A 15,978-nucleotide genomic window follows, 5' to 3' on the forward strand; every position below is an offset into this window, starting at 1 on the left:
GCAGAAATGCGATAGGCCTGTTTTCTCACTGGGAAAGCATTCAAGATCATGAAATTCAGCATTGAGCAGGCGGAAGATTTAATCTCTTCCATATTCGAGAAAAATGGTGTCGTGCAGGAGAGTGCTCGCTCCGTGGCGCGAGCGATCGTTGCGGCAGAAGCGGCAGGGCAGGGCGGTCATGGCGTTCGGCGTGTTCCTTCTTACATCAGCCAGTTGCGCGTCGGTAAAATCGATGGAAAAGCGCTTCCCGTTACGACACTGATACGGCCATCTGTTCTGTCTGTGGATGCGGGGCATGGGTATGCTTACCCGGCTATTGATGTTGCGGTGGAGCGGCTTCCCGCCATTGCGCGTGAGCAGGGCATTGCCTTGGGTGTGATCGGCCGATCGCACCATGCGGGTGTCATGGCGCTGACGGTGGAGCGCTTTGCTGAACAGGGGCTTGTCGCTTTCATGGTTGCCAACGCGCCCGCATCGATGGCTCCGTGGGGTGGCATCAAGCCGCTTTATGGAACGAACCCCATTGCTTTCGCCGCGCCAGTGGATGGGGCAGATCCGCTGGTCATCGATCTCGCGCTCTCCAAGGTCGCGCGCGGAAAGATCATGGCAGCTCGCCAGAAAGGTGAAGCTATTCCCGATGGCTGGGCGCTGGATGCCAGTGGCCAACCGACGACGAACCCGAACGAAGCAATCAACGGCACAATGCTGCCGGCTGGTGATGCCAAGGGTGCAGCCCTTGCCCTGATGGTGGAAGTCATGGCGGCGGGCCTGACCGGTGGTAATTTCGGTTTTCAGGCATCGTCCCTGCTGGATGATACGGGCACGGCCCCATCTCTCGGCCATACACTCATCGTCATCGATCCAGCGATTGCCGGAGATCAGGTTCTTGCCAAGCGTCTTGCCTTGATGGCGGGCGAAATCGAGGGGCAAGAGCACGCGCGCCTCCCTGGACGTCGGAGTCAAGGCATTCGCAAGCAGTCACTGGAAAATGGTATCACAATCGATGCCGATATATTGGCGCAGATCGAAGCCCTGTAATCAGCTACAACGGCCGAGCTGCTCTTCCAGCAGCTTGGCAAAGGCTGCCCCGGCTATGTCGAGCGGGCCGCTATTGTCGATTGTCGTCACATCGAAATCGCCGCAAACATCCAAAGAACTGCGTTGAAGTCGGCGCAGAATATCCTCCCGGCTTTCACGTCCACGGCTCTCCAATCTTGCCGCCAGAACATCTGGTGTGGCGATGACGTTGATGACCTTTAGCGCCGGAAACGCTGCGTTGAAATGGGAAAGAGCCGAGCGCGAGCCATTGGCGATGACAATGTCGCCCAGCTTTAACTTGTCCTGAACCGAAGCTGGAATGCCGTAACTCAGACCATGCGCATCCCACGATACGCAAAATTTTCCCTGGTCGAGACGGCGGGCGAACTCTTCCCGCGTCACGGCTTCGTGGTCTTCACCACCCGCATCACGACTTCTGGTAATGACCCGACGTGCGAAATGAATATTATGCCGCTGGCCCAGTTTTGCTGCGGCAAACGCCATGAGGGTGTCTTTACCCGCACCACTTGGCCCGACGACGACGATCATCACGCCGGGGTGTTTCGGTAGACCCGAGGTGGATAGCTCAGCGTCACTCATGCAACACGCCTGCCTTGACGCCAGACGGAGCGTACGATCGGAACGCCGTTTTCTCGACGGACGCGCACGAGATCTGCTCTCAGGCCTACAGCGATGCGACCGCGATCATCAAGACCGACAGTGCGCGCTGGTGTGGCCGTCACCATGGCAAGCGCCTTGGGCAAGGTTATTCCGTCCACTTGGTCGGCCAGCAGGAATGGCGCGTGAAGCAGGCTGAACGGAACATAGTCCGACGATAGAACGTCCAGAACACCCAGTTGAGCAAGGTCACGTGCAGCGATATTGCCGGAGTGGGATTTGCCGCGAACGATGTTGGGTGCGCCCATCAGAACGCTCATGCCTGCATTGTGAGATGCCTGGGCCGCCTCAACGCTGGTGGGAAATTCCGCCAAGGTTACACCATGTCCGATAGCCTCTTCGACATGCGCGAGCGTCGCATCATCATGGCTTGCAACCGTGATACCGCGTTCCGCGCACCGGGCAGACAGAAAATCGCGATGCTTGGCAGAATATTGGGAAGACGCCGCAACACGCCGATCAACAAAAGCTTTGAAGGCCTCATCGCTCAAGCCACGCTTCTTCTGGTAAAAAACGATATATTGATCCATCGTCTGAAACTGTCGCTGGCCCGGAGAATGATCCATCAGCGAGATCAGCCTGACATTCGGATCATTTTCGAAACCCTCGAAATGCTCCAGCACATCCGAAGCAGCAACCTCGCACCGCAGGTGCAGAAGGTGATCGGCGCGCAAGCGGTTTTCGTTCTGCGCCTGCTCTATGGCATCCGCCATGCCACGCATTTCGCCTTTGGCGAAGCCGCCATCCTCGTCTGAGCCGAGGCGGAGGCAATCAAACACCGTGGTGATGCCTGATGATGCGATCTGCGCATCATGAGCCTGAATGGCAGCAACCTTGTCCCAGGTTACACCGGGGCGCGGTGAGTAATGCTGTTCCAAATGATCAGTGTGGAGTTCCACGAGGCCGGGGATCAGATAATCTCCCTCACAATTCTCACCTGTGCGAGATGCGCCTTCGCTGATATCTGCGATCAGGCCGTCTCGAACAAGAACGGAGCCTTCAAGGATATCGTTTTCAAGAACGATACGGGCGTTGGAAAAAACATGTTCGGTCATGCGTGTACTGCTTTCATATCGTGTCTCTGCCCGTGGCGGGAGCGGTGGCCGTCAGCGGCAACCATGTGTGGACGGTGAAGTCTTCGCCACGGTTTTTTTCAATAAACAGGCCAAGACCGGAGACGGCCATAGGTTTTTGTGTGAACTCAGAAAACTCACGAGTGAGGATGGCGCTCATCTCCGCTCTCTCATCTTCAGCCACCGGCCCCGTCAGCGTCATGTGAAAACGAAAATCCTCCATCACGTGCGGGTAACCCCACCTGGACAGGTTCCGCCTTTGGCTTTCCGTCAGGTTCTGCGGCCTTCGCCGGGCGATATCGCTGTCCGACAAGGGAGCTCGAAATGGCTCGAAGTGATCGACAACATCTGCCGCGAAATCCTGAAGCGGCTGGTGCACCGCGTTTGGCACCAGCGCGAAGAATGGGCCGAGCGAACCAATGACGATCTCAGGAATATCAAAGGCATGGCGGCTCTCTGCAAAGGCATGAAATGCTGCGAGAAGGCCAGCTTCGCTTTGATTTGGGGAAAGCTCGAACGGCGCTTTCAGCGTTGCATGAAACCCGTAACGACGCGGCTCCGCTGTTATCTCTGCGTAGGTTCGATAGGCATCATAGTGAGTATCGGAAAATGCGTTGCGGCCCAACCATTGAGATGCCTTTTCTGTAAGAGCATCATTTTCGGATGGGGTGAAATAGATGGCGTAGCGCACGTCGTCGTACTTTCGAAAATCAAAGAGACCGCAGGGGTATTTGAGCTGAATCGCTCTTGGCCTTCAAGCCGCAACTGCGACTTATGCCCTTCCGATGACGGAATGATGATATGTCGCGGAAAAGCAGTCTAACGATGTCGATTTTTAAGACACGGACGGTCAGTGATGGCGCGACGCTTCAAACGCCGATGAAACTTCCTCAAGCATTGTGCGTTGTCTTCACGAGTTTCAAAAGATGCAAGGAGTACACGCTAATGGAAATCGGCATTTTGATCACGCTATTCTTCACTGTTTTTGCAGCGTCGAGCGTATTTTGCGCCTACTGGTTTGGTGAGAAACAGAACTTCTGAGGTTAATATCGATTATGTCTCAGCCACTAATCCTCAAGTAAAAAAGCGTCGCAAAACACTGCGACGCTTTTTTATTATGTGTCCGCGTATCAGTGCGCAGCGGACATGTCGCCCAGAACTTCTTTGGAAATGACGGTCGAGTCCGCGTTCAGTTTGTAGACCATCGGCACGCCAGTCGCGAGGTTCAATTTGAGAATCTCTTCCTTGCTGAGCTTGTCCAGAACCATTACCAGCGAACGCAGCGAGTTGCCGTGGGCCGCGACAAGCACCTTTTCGCCCCGCAGCACACGCGGCAGAATTTCCGTTAGATAGTAGGGCCAAACGCGCGCACCGGTATCGCGCAGGCTCTCGCCACCTGGCGGTGGGATGTCATAGGAACGACGCCAGATATGCACCTGTTCTTCGCCCCACTTTACGCGGGCATCGTCCTTATTGAGGCCGGATAGTTCGCCGTAATCACGCTCGTTCAGGGCTTCATTTCGAATGGTTTCCAGGTCTGACTGGCCGACATTGTCCAAAACCATCTGGCAGGTTCGCTGCGCGCGAATCAAAGATGATGTGTAGGCGACGTCGAACTTGATACCGTAATCCGCAAGCGCCTTGCCACCGGCATTGGCCTCTTCAACACCAAGGTCTGTCAGGTCAGGGTCACGCCAGCCCGTGAAGAGGTTCTTGAGGTTCCAGTCACTTTGGCCGTGACGAACGAGGACGAGGGTTCCGCTCATTTCGATAGCTCTCCAGAGTTGGTTATTGGTCTTTCGCCAGACCCAGAACGTCCAGCATGGAATAAAGGCCAGGCTTTTGAGCATGTGCCCAGACAGCGGCAGCAATCGCGCCGCGCCCGAAAATCGTGCGGTCGCCAGCATGGTGGGATAATGTAACCTGCTCACCTTCCGCCGCAAAAATCACGGAATGATCACCGACCACGGATCCGCCACGCAATGTGGCAAAGCCGATGGTGCCGGCCTCGCGAGGGCCGGTGTGACCATCGCGAACGCGCACGGATTTTTCAGTCAGGTCGATGCCACGACCCTGTGCCACCGCTTCGCCGAGAAGAAGGGCCGTTCCGGAGGGCGCATCGACCTTGTGCTTGTGATGCATCTCGAGAATTTCGATATCCCAGTCATTCGCATCCAGCGCCTTTGCAGCCTGCCGTGTCAAAACACTGAGAAGATTGACACCGAGGCTCATATTGCCTGATCTGACGATACGGGCGTGGCGGGCGGCAGCCTCGAATTTTGTCTCATCGTCAACCGTGCAGCCTGTGGTGCCAATGACATGAACGATCCGTGCCTGTGCGGCAAGACCCGCGAAAACAACGCTTCCTGCGGGGGATGTGAAATCGATGACACCCTCAGCATGAACGAAGGCATCCATCGCATCGCCGGTTACCGCAATGCCGAGAGGTCCAAGGCCAGAAATTTCGCCAGCGTCACGGCCGATAAACGGCGAGCCTTCACGTTCCACCGCAGCATGAAGCTGTACGCCTGGCGTTTGATGGATAAGGCGAATCAATGTCTGCCCCATACGCCCGGCAGCACCCACCACCACCAGCTTCATACCATCAACGCTCATGCCACCCTACCTATCCTTTGTGGATTAAAGACCGCGAACACCAGTCGCCTGAAGATTGTTGAGACGAGCGTAAAGACCATCTTCCTGACGCGCAAGCGTGTCGTGTACACCCTCTTCCACAACCAGACCGTCATTCATGACAATGATTTTGTCCGCCTTGACCACGGTCGACAGGCGGTGCGCAATGACAATAACCGTGCGCCCGTTCATGGCCGTATCAAGGGCCTTCTGAACAACGGCTTCCGATTCCGTGTCGAGCGCGGAGGTGGCTTCGTCAAGCAGCAAAATGGGTGCATTGCGAACCAGTGCGCGCGCAATCGACAGGCGCTGACGCTGACCGCCGGAGAGCGTCATGCCGTTTTCACCAACCGGTGTCTCGTACCCCTGCGGCTGCGCGATAATGAAGTCATGCGCGAAAGCCAGTCTTGCGGCCTCTTCAATTTCCTCATCGGTCGCTTCAGGACGACCGTAGCGAATATTGTCGCGGATCGTGCCTTCAAAAAGGTAAGGCTGCTGCGAGACATAAGCGAGGTTCTGGCGCACAGACATCGTCGTCACATCAGCGATGTTTTGACCATCTATCAATATTGCGCCGCCATTTGGATCATAAAAGCGCGGAATAAGATTGATGATCGTCGACTTGCCGGCACCAGACGGACCAACAAGCGCGGTGGTTTTTCCGCCTTCTGCGATAAAGCTGACACCCTTTAGAATTTGACCGCCGTCCTTGTAAGAAAACACGACGTCACGCAACTCGACGGTCGCGTTCGCTATCGTCAGCGGCTGCGCGTCTGGTTTCTGGCGCTGTACCGGTTCCATGTCGAGGATGTCGTAGATCATCTGGGCGTTGACGACTGCGCGCTCCAGCGAAATCTGCACGCGCGCAAGCCGGCGTGCCGGGTCATAGGCTAGGAGGAGAGCCGTGACGAAAGCAAAGAATGCGCCCGGCGGCACGTTGTTATAGATGGCCCGGTAGGCAGCATAGGCAAGAACGCCAGATACGGCGAGACCGGCGATGGTTTCAGTCAATGGCGCACTTTTTTCGGTCAGCCGGGCGATACGATTTGCACGCCACTCGGCAGAATCGATGACCCTGTCGACGCGGTTTTCCAGCTGCCTTTCCATGGTGAAGGCTTTGACGATGGCGATACCTTGCAGTGTCTCCTGCATTGCGCCGAGCACGCGACTGTTGAGGATGACAGCGTCGCGCGTGGCAGTACGCAGACGCTTGGAGATATAGCGCAGACCCAAGACCAAAGGCGGCACGATAAAGACGATGACGATCGAAAGAACGGGATCTTTTATAATCATCACGGCAACCAGCGCGATGAATGTCAGGAGATCGCGGGCAACCGTTGTGACCGTCAGGTTCATGACATCACGGATACCGCCAATATTCTGGCTGACCTGTGCAGCAAGGTGAGCGGAACGGGACTCACTGAGATATCCCACCGACAACGTCATGAGGTGGGAGAACAATCGCTTCTGATATCGCGCGACAATGTTATTGCCGATTTTCGACAGCGCCACCGACTGGCCGTAAGTTGCCAGACCACGGATAAAAAATGCTGCGAAGATAGACGCGCAAATGATCCAGACGAGATCTGCCCGCCTGTTGACGAAGGCCTCGTTGATGATGGAGTCCATGATCCAGGCCGTAAAGGCCGTTGTACCGGCAACGGTCAGCAGGCAGAAAATTGCGAAAGCATAGCCCGAAATATGATCGCGGGCGTTTTCTGCAAAAATGCGCTTCAGGACTGACGTAATTGTATCGGTATCCACAGGATGCCGTTTTTTGGCGGTCTTCACGTTTCATCCACCTTGTGCGGTTTGGAGCAGGCACGCTGCCCATTCAACCGGCGTCTATATCCACTTGGTCCGGTTTTGGCCAGTCCCGACTTGGTGCCTACCCCTGCCAGCGCCTGCCATCCAGTGTCAGGCCGAAGTCGCCGGGTGTTCGGGCATAGGTGGAAAGGCCAGCAAGTGCGGCCTGTGGATGGGTCACGACATGGGTTGGAATGCTGCGCATCAGCGCGCTGTGTGGTGCCTTGTCTTCGAAGGCCGCGCGAAATTCCGGCAATTTGAGTGCCGGGATGATTTTCTGTGAGATGCCGCCAGCAAGATAAACCCCGCCACGCGCCATGAAAATCAACGCCAGATCGCCCGCGAGCCGACCAAGATAAGTGCTGAACAACGAAAGCGTCTCTTTTGCCTGCGGATTTTCTCCGCTCAAACCCGTGGCCGTGACGTCTGCAGGATCAGAAAAGACAGGCGTTATGCCATCGGCTGCACAAATGGCGCGGTAAAGATTGACCAGCCCGCGTCCGCACAATATCTGCTCGCCTGCGATACGGCCTTCAATGGTGTCGAGATGTGGAAATACCTGATAGTCGCGTGCGCTGCGCGGACCGATATCGATATGACCACCCTCGCCGGGTACCGGAAACCACATATTGCGGGCGTAAACGAGGCCCGCGACACCGAGCCCGGTGCCAGGTCCAAGCACGACGCGTGACGCCGTCATATCAGGATGGGCAGGGCCGATGGTTTCTCTGCTGTCGCCACCGAGAGACGCTATGGCGAGAGCCTGCGCTTCGAAATCATTGATAACGATAACGTCTTTAAGACCAAGGTTGGCGAGCATCTCCTTGGGTTTGACAACCCAATGGCAATTGGTCAGCGGTATCTCATCGGTTTCGATCGGACCGGCGACGGCAAGGATCGCGGATACGGGCAGCAACGCGGTATGCTTCAGCACCGCAGTTTGAATCGCGTCATCAATAGACGTGTAGTCGGCGGTCTTGACGCTCGTCAGTTGGGTGGGCTCGGCGTTCGCATCCGGCAAAATGCAGAAGCGCGCATTGGTGCCGCCGATGTCTCCGATGAGAATCGGAAAGGAAAGTGTGTCGTTCTGCATCGCTGCTCCTGGATCGCCGGGATATATCAACGTGTTGACTGAAAATCGGTAAGCTGTTCGGCCGTGGCGCGGTTCAAGGCCATCGGAATGTCGTAGACGGTCGCAAGGCGCGTCAGTGCCTTGACATCAACGTCGTGGGGTAGGGAGGAGAGTGGGTCGATGAAAAAGATCAGCATATCCACGTCGCCCGTCGCAATCATCGCGCCGATCTGCTGATCGCCACCAAGTGGCCCACTTTTCAAACGCACGACATTCAATCCCGGACAGGCATCCTGCACGCGGCCACCCGTGGTGCCGGTGGCAACGATCCTGAACTGAGACAGTGCAACTTGATGCCGACGGGCGAAATCCGCCATATCGTCTTTTTTCTGGTCATGCGCGATCAAAGCGATACAGCGTTGCCCGGTCATATGGTCTCTGCGCCCCAGCCTTGTTCAGATCGCATTGTCTAAATCGATTTGAAGCCTTCTAGCGCAACTTTGCACCATTTGGAAAGCGGGGACCCTTCAATTCGATGACGGGCGCGAGGATGGCCGCGGCACATCCGCAGGCGGCATAGGTCCACCCGAACCGGAAGCCTGCGGGACAATCTGTTCGGCCTGAGACGGGGCGTATGAATTTTGAGCTGCATTGCTTGCCCTGCCAGCCGCAGGCGCTGCAGCGATTGCAGCGCAGGCTTTCGGCAGATCGGACACCATCATCGGACGCGGTGGCTTTGGCGGCTTGGCATTGGGGTCTTTTTTCGGCGTGGCCCAAGGTTCTTTGGTGAACCACCATGCCAGCGACTTGTCGCAGCCATCGCCTGCGCCGACAGGGGCCTGCGGCTTGCAGTTAGGTGCACCGGGCGGGCATTCCAGACGCACATGGAAATGCTCGTCATGCCCGTAGATGGGCCTGATCTTGCCCATGAAGGTGCGGTCACCGGTCCATGTCTGGCAAAGCTTCTGCTTGATGGCAGGATTGACGAAAACGCGCTCCACCTGCGGGTAACTTGCTGCCATCATGACCAGCTTGGCATTGAGCGGAGACCATTTGCGGTCATCGACGGTCAAGAATTTGCTTTTGTCGAGCATGGAAATGAAGGGCGTGCTCTCGCGTTGCTCGGCACTCATGATTTGATTTGGCATTTGTCGCCACCAGATGTCGGCGTCGAGACCTATCTGGTGTGAGGCATGGCCGGTTAGCATCGGCCCGCCACGCGGCTGCGAGATGTCGCCGATCAAAAGGCCTGGCCAGCCGATCTTTTGTGCGTCTTGCGCAAAGCGCTCGATGAAGGAAATCATCTGCGGCTGGCCCCAGCGACGGTTACGCGAAAGCCGCATGGCTTGGAAGCCCTGGCCTTCGGTCGGAAGTGCCACGGCACCAGACTGGCAGCCCTTGGCATAGGAACCATAAGATGCGGAAGGACCCGTAGATGGCAGGGAGATGTTGCCAAAGACCTGCTTGGCAGGCGCGTCTTGCGCAAAGGCTGAAACGCCATCCATGACCAGCAGGGACATCATCGAGAGTGCCAGGAGTGATGCCTTGCCCACGCCGCTTGCCAGTTTTTCCATGTCGTCCGCCGCCTGCGATGCTTGAAATGATTCTGTTGGAAATATTACGCTGGAACGCGAATTTGGTGAAAGCATGTTTGCCGATTTCTACGGCATAAACTGCTTGTGAGCCAAATCCCCTATATTTTGCCAATGTTTGTCTTATGGTGCACGGCAATGAAAACGAAAAGGACTGTCGCTTAATGGCATTGGCAACGTTGAAATCCGGTTTGTTCGCTCTGGCTGCCGTATCCTTAATTTGCGTCCCTGTGCCGGGAAGTGCGCAGGAGGGTACCAATTGGCGTAGTGGTATTTCAACTGTCGGTGAGCTGAAGCATCCCAACGGTTTCGAACGTTTCGACTACGTCAATCCGGAGGCACCGAAGGGCGGGACGCTGCGTTTGTCGACGGCGGGTACCTTTGATACGGTCAACCCCTTGCTGGCAAAGGGTGAACTCGCGACAGGCCTTGGCCTCGTCTTCGATACGCTGATGAAATCATCCGAGGAGGAACTTTCATCGTCCTACGGACTGCTGGCCGAATCGGTCAGTTTCCCGGATGATCTATCGAAGGTGACGTACCGGCTTCGAAAAGAACCAAAATGGGCCGATGGGCAACCCGTAACTGCTGAAGATGTTGTTTTCAGTTTTGAGAAGTCGAAAGAGCTGAGCCCGCAACTGGCTACCTATTATACCAACGTGACCAAGGCCGAAGTGACGGGTGAACGCGAAATCACATTCACCTTCGATGAGACGAACAACAAGGAACTGCCACAGATCGTCGGACAGTTGCTGATCGTGCCGAAGCATTGGTGGGAGGCGATAGGGGCTGACGGCAAGCCACGCGATATATCCCGCGGCACGCTGGAGCCCGTCATGGGTTCCGGTCCCTATAAGATAGCGACTATCGCGCCAGGCTCCAGTATCACATATGAACTGCGTGACGATTATTGGGGCAAGGACCTCAACGTCAATGTCGGCCAGAATAATTTCAAGACAATCGCCTATACCGTGTTTGCAGATCAGGACGTGGAGTTTCAGGCGTTCAAGTCTGCAAATGTCGATTACCGTCAGGAGCAATCATCCAGTCGTTGGATGACGGGTTACGACATTCCTGCAGTAAAAAATGGGCAGATCAAGCGCGAGCAGCTGCCGAATGCGTTCCGCTCGGTTGGCGTCATGCAGGCCCTGGTGCCAAACGGTCGGCGTGAAAAATTCCAAAATCCGAAACTGCGTCAGGCGCTGAACTATGCTTATGACTTCGAAGACCTGAACAGAACTCTGGCCTATGGCCAGCTCAAACGCGTCAACAGCTTCTTTTGGGGTAGCGAATTAGCATCCTCCGGCCTGCCAGTGGGCAAAGAGCTGGAGATACTGAATGAGCTGAAAGATAAAGTACCTGCTGAAGTCTTCACCACAGAGTTTCACAATCCCGTTGGCGGCGATCCTGCAAAGCAGCGTGATAATCTTCGTGAAGCGGTCAAGCTTATGAGGGAAGCAGGGTACGAGCTTCGCGGTAATCGAATGGTGGACGCCAAAACCGGAAAACAGCTGGATATCGAGTTTCTGATCGATTCTCCTGGTCTTGAGCGGACGATTCTTCCCTACATTCAGAACCTCAAAAAAATCGGTATCAATGCGACAATTCGCAGTGTTGATGCCTCGCAATATACCAATCGTGTCCGCAGCTTCGATTTTGACGTCATCATGAAGGTTTGGGCGACAGCACCAAACCCCGGAAACGAGCAGGCCGACTTTTGGGGATCAGCAGCAGCCGATAGGCAGGGCTCGAACAATGTCGCTGGCATCAAAAATCCAGCAGTCGACGCGCTTGTTCGCAAGGTCATTTTTGCATCAGATCGTGAAGATCAGGTCGCTGCCGCGCGCGCGCTGGATCGCGTATTGTTGGCAAATGCTTACGTTATCCCGCAATTTTATCGCGGTGAAACGTCAATTGCTTACTGGAACACAATCGTTCGACCACAGACGCTTCCGGAATACGGCATAGGTTTTCCGACCGCCTGGTGGTCTGTAAACGCCGGAAAATAACGTGGGCCTTGCTTTATAAGGCAAGCCTTGATTCACATGAGCGATTACGAATCACGCCGCCTGCGGTCTTCTCCGCAGGCCGAAAGGAAACGGTTTGACGAAGCCGATGACAACTGAGCCTCTTGCCATGCTGGGACGCGCCTGATGGGAGCCTATCTCCTGCGGCGTCTGGCCTTGATGATACCGACCATCATCGGCATCATGGGAATTTCCTTTCTCGTCATTCAGTTTGCACCGGGTGGTCCGGTCGAGCAGGTCGTCGCCCAGCTTTCCGGCTCCGGCGACAGTGCGTCTGACCGCCTGTCTGGTGGTGGCGACCTCATGGGTGGCGGGGTGGATGAAAGCGGCTCGAAATATCGCGGCGCGCAAGGTCTCGACCCGGACCTGATCGCAAAACTCGAAAAGCAGTTCGGTTTCGACAAACCGCCGCTCACCCGCTTTCTGGAGATGATGTGGAATTACATCCGCTTCGATTTCGGTGACAGCTTCTTCCGCAATTCCTCCGTCATCGATCTCATTATCGATAAGTTGCCCGTGTCCATCTCGCTCGGCTTCTGGATATTGATCATCTCCTATGCCATCTCGATTCCGCTCGGCATCAAGAAGGCCGTTTCGGATGGTTCTAGATTCGATGTCTGGACATCCGGCATCGTCATCGTCGGTTATGCGGTGCCGAGCTTCCTGTTCGGCATTCTGTTGATCGTGGTGTTTGCAGGTGGTTCGTTCTTCGACTGGTTCCCGTTGCGCGGGCTGACGTCGGATAATTTTGCGCAACTGACATGGTGGCAGAAGATCATCGACTACTTCTGGCATCTGGCGCTGCCGCTGACCGCGCTCGTTCTCTCGGCCTTTGCCACCACAACGCTGCTGACCAAGAATTCCTTCATCGATGAAATTAAGAAGCAATATGTGGTGACGGCCCGCGCCAAGGGCTTGTCGGAACGCAAGGTGCTTTACGGCCACGTCTTCCGTAATGCGATGCTGATCGTCATTGCCGGTTTCCCGGGTGCCTTCATCTCGGCCTTCTTCACCGGTTCGCTGTTGATCGAAAACATCTTCTCACTGGATGGGCTTGGACGGCTTGGTTACCTCTCGGTCGTCAACCGCGATTATCCGATCGTGTTCGGAACGCTGTTTATCTTCTCGTTGATGGGCCTCGTCGTCAGCCTCATCTCCGACATGATCTATACCTGGATCGATCCGCGCATCGACTTCGAGCGGAGGGATGTGTGATGACCGTGACAACGTCCGCAATTACCGAAGCGCCCCCACAAAAGCGTCCGTTCTTCTCGCCGACAAGCGTCCGGCGCTGGCAGAATTTCAAGGCGAATCGCCGCGGCTACTGGTCCTTCTGGCTGTTCCTTGTGATCTTCGGCCTCAGCCTGTTTGCCGAGTTTCTGGCCAATGACAAACCGATCATCGCTTCCTACAAGGGCGAGATTCTGGTGCCTGTCATGGTGGATTACCCGGAGGAGAAATTCGGCGGCTTCCTGGCACAGACTGATTACAAGTCCTCCTTCATTCAGGATGAAATCAACGCCAATGGCTGGATGATCTGGCCACCGATCCGCTATTCCTACCAGACGGTGAACTCAAATATTCCGCACTCGGCACCCACGGCACCCTTCTGGCTGATGGATGCGCAGGAGCGCTGCTCTGGTTACCCGCAAGGAGTGGATGATCCCGGCTGTACGCTCGGCAATCTCAACTGGCTGGGCACGGATAATCAGGCTCGAGACGTGGCGGCCCGCGTCATCTACGGCTTTCGCATTTCCGTGCTGTTCGGCCTTGCGCTCACCATCGCTTCAGCCATCGTCGGTGTCAGCGCCGGTGCGGTGCAGGGCTATTTCGGTGGCTGGACCGACCTTTTGATGCAGCGTTTCATCGAGATCTGGTCGTCCATGCCGGTGCTCTATATCCTGCTGATCATCGCCGCCATCCTGCCGCCCGGCTTCTTCGTGCTGCTGGGCATCATGCTGCTGTTTTCCTGGGTCGGCTTCGTCGGCATTGTGCGCGCTGAGTTTCTGCGCGCCCGAAACTTCGAATATGTCAATGCCGCCCGCGCGCTTGGCGTCGGCAACGGTACCATCATGTTCCGTCACCTGCTGCCCAATGCCATGGTCGCGACGCTGACATTCCTGCCCTTTATCCTCTCAGGCTCGATTACCACACTGACCTCGCTCGACTTCCTCGGCTTCGGTATGCCGCCCGGCTCGCCATCGCTGGGTGAACTGATCGCGCAGGGCAAGAACAATCTTCAGGCACCTTGGCTGGGGCTGACGGCCTTCTTCACCATGTCGATCATGCTGTCGCTGCTGATCTTTGTCGGTGAAGCGGTGCGCGATGCCTTCGATCCGAGAAAGACATTCCGATGAGTGCCGTAAAGGATACGATGACCGCTCCGCTTCTATCCGTCCGCGACCTCTCCGTTGCCTTCCATCAGGGCGGCAAGGAGAGTGTGGCTGTCGATCGTGTCTCGTTCGATATCATGCCTGGTGAAATCGTGGCGCTGGTGGGCGAATCGGGTTCCGGCAAATCGGTGACGGCGAACTCCATCCTGAAGCTTTTGCCCTATCCAGCGGCAAGCCATCCCTCGGGCCAGATTCTGTTCGAAGGCAAGGATTTGCTCAGTGCCTCGATGCGCGAACTTCGCGCGGTTCGTGGCAACGATATCACCATGATCTTTCAAGAGCCAATGACCTCGCTCAACCCGCTGCACAGCATCGAGCGGCAGATTGGCGAAATTCTTGAGCTTCATCAGGCCATCACCGGCATCGAGGCGCGAAAGAGGACGCTGGAACTGCTGTTGCAGGTCGGCATTCGCGAGCCCGAAAAGAGACTGAAGGCCTATCCGCATGAACTCTCGGGCGGCCAGCGCCAGCGTGTGATGATTGCCATGGCACTCGCCAACCGTCCGAAACTGCTGATCGCCGACGAGCCGACGACGGCGCTGGACGTGACGGTACAGGCGCAGATATTGGAACTGCTGGGCGATTTGAAGAACCAGCACGATATGTCCATGCTGTTCATCACCCATGATCTCGGCATCGTCCGCAAATTTGCCGACCGTGTGTGCGTGATGACCAAGGGCAAGATCGTGGAGACCGGCACGGTCGAGCGGGTCTTCACCGATCCGCAGCATGCCTATACCCGCCACCTTCTGGCCGCCGAACCCAAGGGCGAGCCGCCGCTGTCCGATAGCAGCAAGCCCGTCGTCATGCAGGGAGATGACATCAAGGTCTGGTTCCCGATCAAGGCGGGGCTGATGCGCAAGGTCGTTGATCACGTCAAGGCGGTGGATGGCATTGATATCACCCTGCGCGCTGGTCAGACGGTGGGCGTGGTGGGTGAATCTGGCTCCGGCAAGACGACGCTGGGTCTGGCGCTGTCTCGGCTGATTTCATCCAAGGGGCGGATCAGCTTCATCGGCCAGTCCATCGATAGCTATTCCTACGCAATGATGAAACCACTCAGAAACCGGCTTCAGGTGGTGTTTCAGGATCCCTACGGGTCGCTCAGCCCGCGCATGTCGGTGGGTGAGATCATCGCCGAAGGGCTGAGGGTTCATGAAAAATCGTTGTCTACGGATGAGCGCGATCGGCGTGTGGCGCAGGCGCTGGATGAGGTGGGCCTCGATACCGCCACCCGCTGGCGCTTCCCGCACGAATTTTCTGGCGGCCAGCGGCAGCGCATCGCCATTGCTCGTGCCATGGTGCTCAAGCCCCGCTTCGTGATGCTGGACGAGCCGACCTCGGCGCTGGATATGAGCGTGCAGGCGCAGGTCGTGGACCTGTTGCGGGATTTGCAGGCCAAGCACGATCTGGCTTACCTGTTCATCAGCCACGATCTGAAGGTCGTCAAAGCGCTCGCCAACGATATGATCGTCATGCGCCACGGCAGAGTGGTGGAAGGCGGCCCGGCGAAATCCATTTTCGAAGCGCCAAAAGAAGACTACACGCGAGCGCTAATGGCGGCGGCTTTCAATATCGAGGCGGTGAAGACGGCAGCGATCAGCGAGTAGGCGTTTTCAAGAACGCGCTGGCCTTCTTGGGCCAGCCCACGTACGATGCAACGAG

Annotated in this window: 15 protein-coding genes; 6 read left to right on the forward strand and 9 right to left on the reverse strand. The window is 56.4% G+C overall.

The window, feature by feature from the left end; translation table 11 throughout:
- The first annotated feature begins 48 nt into the window (after positions 1–48).
- Complete coding sequence (locus tag DSM25558_RS04375; RefSeq protein ID WP_077102137.1) at positions 49–1,038, forward strand: Ldh family oxidoreductase; 990 nt, start codon at positions 49–51, stop codon at positions 1,036–1,038.
- Here DSM25558_RS04375 and phnN read toward each other — a convergent pair whose 3' ends face one another.
- From phnN to DSM25558_RS04390, 3 genes are read right to left on the reverse strand one after another with little or no spacing between them, the layout of a single operon-like run.
- Entirely contained in the window at positions 1,039–1,638 is a 600-nt protein-coding gene (phnN, locus tag DSM25558_RS04380; RefSeq protein ID WP_077102139.1) for a phosphonate metabolism protein/1,5-bisphosphokinase (PRPP-forming) PhnN, read from the reverse strand.
- Positions 1,635–2,771 (reverse strand): alpha-D-ribose 1-methylphosphonate 5-triphosphate diphosphatase, encoded by a 1,137-nt coding sequence (locus DSM25558_RS04385; protein WP_077102141.1) that lies wholly within the window; start codon positions 2,769–2,771, stop codon positions 1,635–1,637. Before DSM25558_RS04385 ends, phnN begins: the two co-directional genes overlap by 4 nt.
- A 13-nt stretch (positions 2,772–2,784) precedes the next feature.
- Positions 2,785–3,480 carry a DUF1045 domain-containing protein gene (locus tag DSM25558_RS04390; RefSeq protein WP_077102143.1) on the reverse strand — a complete coding sequence of 232 codons (696 nt, stop codon included), beginning with the start codon at positions 3,478–3,480 and terminating at the stop codon, positions 2,785–2,787.
- Positions 3,481–3,614: 134 nt separating this feature from the next.
- Between DSM25558_RS04390 and DSM25558_RS04395 the strand changes: the two genes are divergently transcribed.
- Complete coding sequence (locus tag DSM25558_RS04395; protein ID WP_077102145.1) at positions 3,615–3,830, forward strand: hypothetical protein; 216 nt, start codon at positions 3,615–3,617, stop codon at positions 3,828–3,830.
- 89 nt (positions 3,831–3,919) lie between these two features.
- Here DSM25558_RS04395 and DSM25558_RS04400 read toward each other — a convergent pair whose 3' ends face one another.
- The 6 genes from DSM25558_RS04400 to mepA all read right to left on the reverse strand — a co-directional run bounded on the left by DSM25558_RS04400 (position 3,920) and on the right by mepA (position 9,875).
- On the reverse strand, positions 3,920–4,555 hold the full coding sequence (locus tag DSM25558_RS04400) for a 2,3-bisphosphoglycerate-dependent phosphoglycerate mutase (protein WP_077102147.1): 636 nt from the start codon (positions 4,553–4,555) through the stop codon (positions 3,920–3,922).
- A gap of 22 nt (positions 4,556–4,577) precedes the next feature.
- A complete protein-coding gene (gene dapB, locus DSM25558_RS04405; protein WP_077102149.1) occupies positions 4,578–5,405 on the reverse strand; it encodes a 4-hydroxy-tetrahydrodipicolinate reductase in 828 nt (275 codons plus the stop codon).
- A 24-nt stretch (positions 5,406–5,429) separates the two neighbouring features.
- Positions 5,430–7,214, reverse strand: coding sequence for an ABC transporter ATP-binding protein (locus DSM25558_RS04410; protein ID WP_077102151.1), 1,785 nt, complete (start codon positions 7,212–7,214; stop codon positions 5,430–5,432).
- A gap of 97 nt (positions 7,215–7,311) precedes the next feature.
- Positions 7,312–8,322: a glucokinase gene (locus DSM25558_RS04415; RefSeq protein WP_077102153.1), complete on the reverse strand. Its 1,011-nt coding sequence runs from the start codon at positions 8,320–8,322 to the stop codon at positions 7,312–7,314.
- Between the two features lie 26 nt (positions 8,323–8,348).
- Positions 8,349–8,732 carry a methylglyoxal synthase gene (locus DSM25558_RS04420; protein WP_077102155.1) on the reverse strand — a complete coding sequence of 128 codons (384 nt, stop codon included), beginning with the start codon at positions 8,730–8,732 and terminating at the stop codon, positions 8,349–8,351.
- Between the two features lie 96 nt (positions 8,733–8,828).
- Entirely contained in the window at positions 8,829–9,875 is a 1,047-nt protein-coding gene (gene mepA, locus DSM25558_RS04425; RefSeq protein ID WP_077102346.1) for a penicillin-insensitive murein endopeptidase, read from the reverse strand.
- Positions 9,876–10,057: 182 nt separating this feature from the next.
- Between mepA and DSM25558_RS04430 the strand changes: the two genes are divergently transcribed.
- From DSM25558_RS04430 to DSM25558_RS04445, 4 genes are all read left to right on the forward strand, one after another.
- Positions 10,058–11,902 carry an extracellular solute-binding protein gene (locus DSM25558_RS04430; RefSeq protein WP_077102157.1) on the forward strand — a complete coding sequence of 615 codons (1,845 nt, stop codon included), beginning with the start codon at positions 10,058–10,060 and terminating at the stop codon, positions 11,900–11,902.
- Positions 11,903–12,046: 144 nt separating this feature from the next.
- A complete protein-coding gene (locus tag DSM25558_RS04435; protein WP_077102159.1) occupies positions 12,047–13,135 on the forward strand; it encodes a microcin C ABC transporter permease YejB in 1,089 nt (362 codons plus the stop codon).
- On the forward strand, positions 13,135–14,277 hold the full coding sequence (locus tag DSM25558_RS04440; RefSeq protein ID WP_077102161.1) for an ABC transporter permease: 1,143 nt from the start codon (positions 13,135–13,137) through the stop codon (positions 14,275–14,277). Before DSM25558_RS04435 ends, DSM25558_RS04440 begins: the two co-directional genes overlap by 1 nt.
- Positions 14,274–15,923 carry an ABC transporter ATP-binding protein gene (locus DSM25558_RS04445; protein ID WP_077102163.1) on the forward strand — a complete coding sequence of 550 codons (1,650 nt, stop codon included), beginning with the start codon at positions 14,274–14,276 and terminating at the stop codon, positions 15,921–15,923. The genes DSM25558_RS04440 and DSM25558_RS04445 overlap by 4 nt, the downstream gene beginning before the upstream one ends.
- Positions 15,924–15,978: the final 55 nt, after the last annotated feature.

Origin of the sequence: Agrobacterium sp. DSM 25558, from assembly GCF_900100825.1 — a bacterium.
Classification (GTDB): domain Bacteria; phylum Pseudomonadota; class Alphaproteobacteria; order Rhizobiales; family Rhizobiaceae; genus Agrobacterium.

Bases quoted from the DNA above. Each gene is read 5' to 3' on its own strand.
- DSM25558_RS04375 (WP_077102137.1), top strand. From the start codon at position 49: ATGAAATTCAGCATTGAGCAGGCGGAAGATTTAATCTCTTCCATATTC.
- phnN (WP_077102139.1), bottom strand. From the start codon at position 1,638: ATGAGTGACGCTGAGCTATCCACCTCGGGTCTACCGAAACACCCCGGC.
- DSM25558_RS04385 (WP_077102141.1), bottom strand. From the start codon at position 2,771: ATGACCGAACATGTTTTTTCCAACGCCCGTATCGTTCTTGAAAACGAT.
- DSM25558_RS04395 (WP_077102145.1), top strand. From the start codon at position 3,615: ATGTCGATTTTTAAGACACGGACGGTCAGTGATGGCGCGACGCTTCAA.
- DSM25558_RS04400 (WP_077102147.1), bottom strand. From the start codon at position 4,555: ATGAGCGGAACCCTCGTCCTCGTTCGTCACGGCCAAAGTGACTGGAAC.
- dapB (WP_077102149.1), bottom strand. From the start codon at position 5,405: ATGAGCGTTGATGGTATGAAGCTGGTGGTGGTGGGTGCTGCCGGGCGT.
- DSM25558_RS04415 (WP_077102153.1), bottom strand. From the start codon at position 8,322: ATGCAGAACGACACACTTTCCTTTCCGATTCTCATCGGAGACATCGGC.
- DSM25558_RS04420 (WP_077102155.1), bottom strand. From the start codon at position 8,732: ATGACCGGGCAACGCTGTATCGCTTTGATCGCGCATGACCAGAAAAAA.
- mepA (WP_077102346.1), bottom strand. From the start codon at position 9,875: ATGGAAAAACTGGCAAGCGGCGTGGGCAAGGCATCACTCCTGGCACTC.
- DSM25558_RS04430 (WP_077102157.1), top strand. From the start codon at position 10,058: ATGGCATTGGCAACGTTGAAATCCGGTTTGTTCGCTCTGGCTGCCGTA.
- DSM25558_RS04435 (WP_077102159.1), top strand. From the start codon at position 12,047: ATGGGAGCCTATCTCCTGCGGCGTCTGGCCTTGATGATACCGACCATC.
- DSM25558_RS04440 (WP_077102161.1), top strand. From the start codon at position 13,135: ATGACCGTGACAACGTCCGCAATTACCGAAGCGCCCCCACAAAAGCGT.
- DSM25558_RS04445 (WP_077102163.1), top strand. From the start codon at position 14,274: ATGAGTGCCGTAAAGGATACGATGACCGCTCCGCTTCTATCCGTCCGC.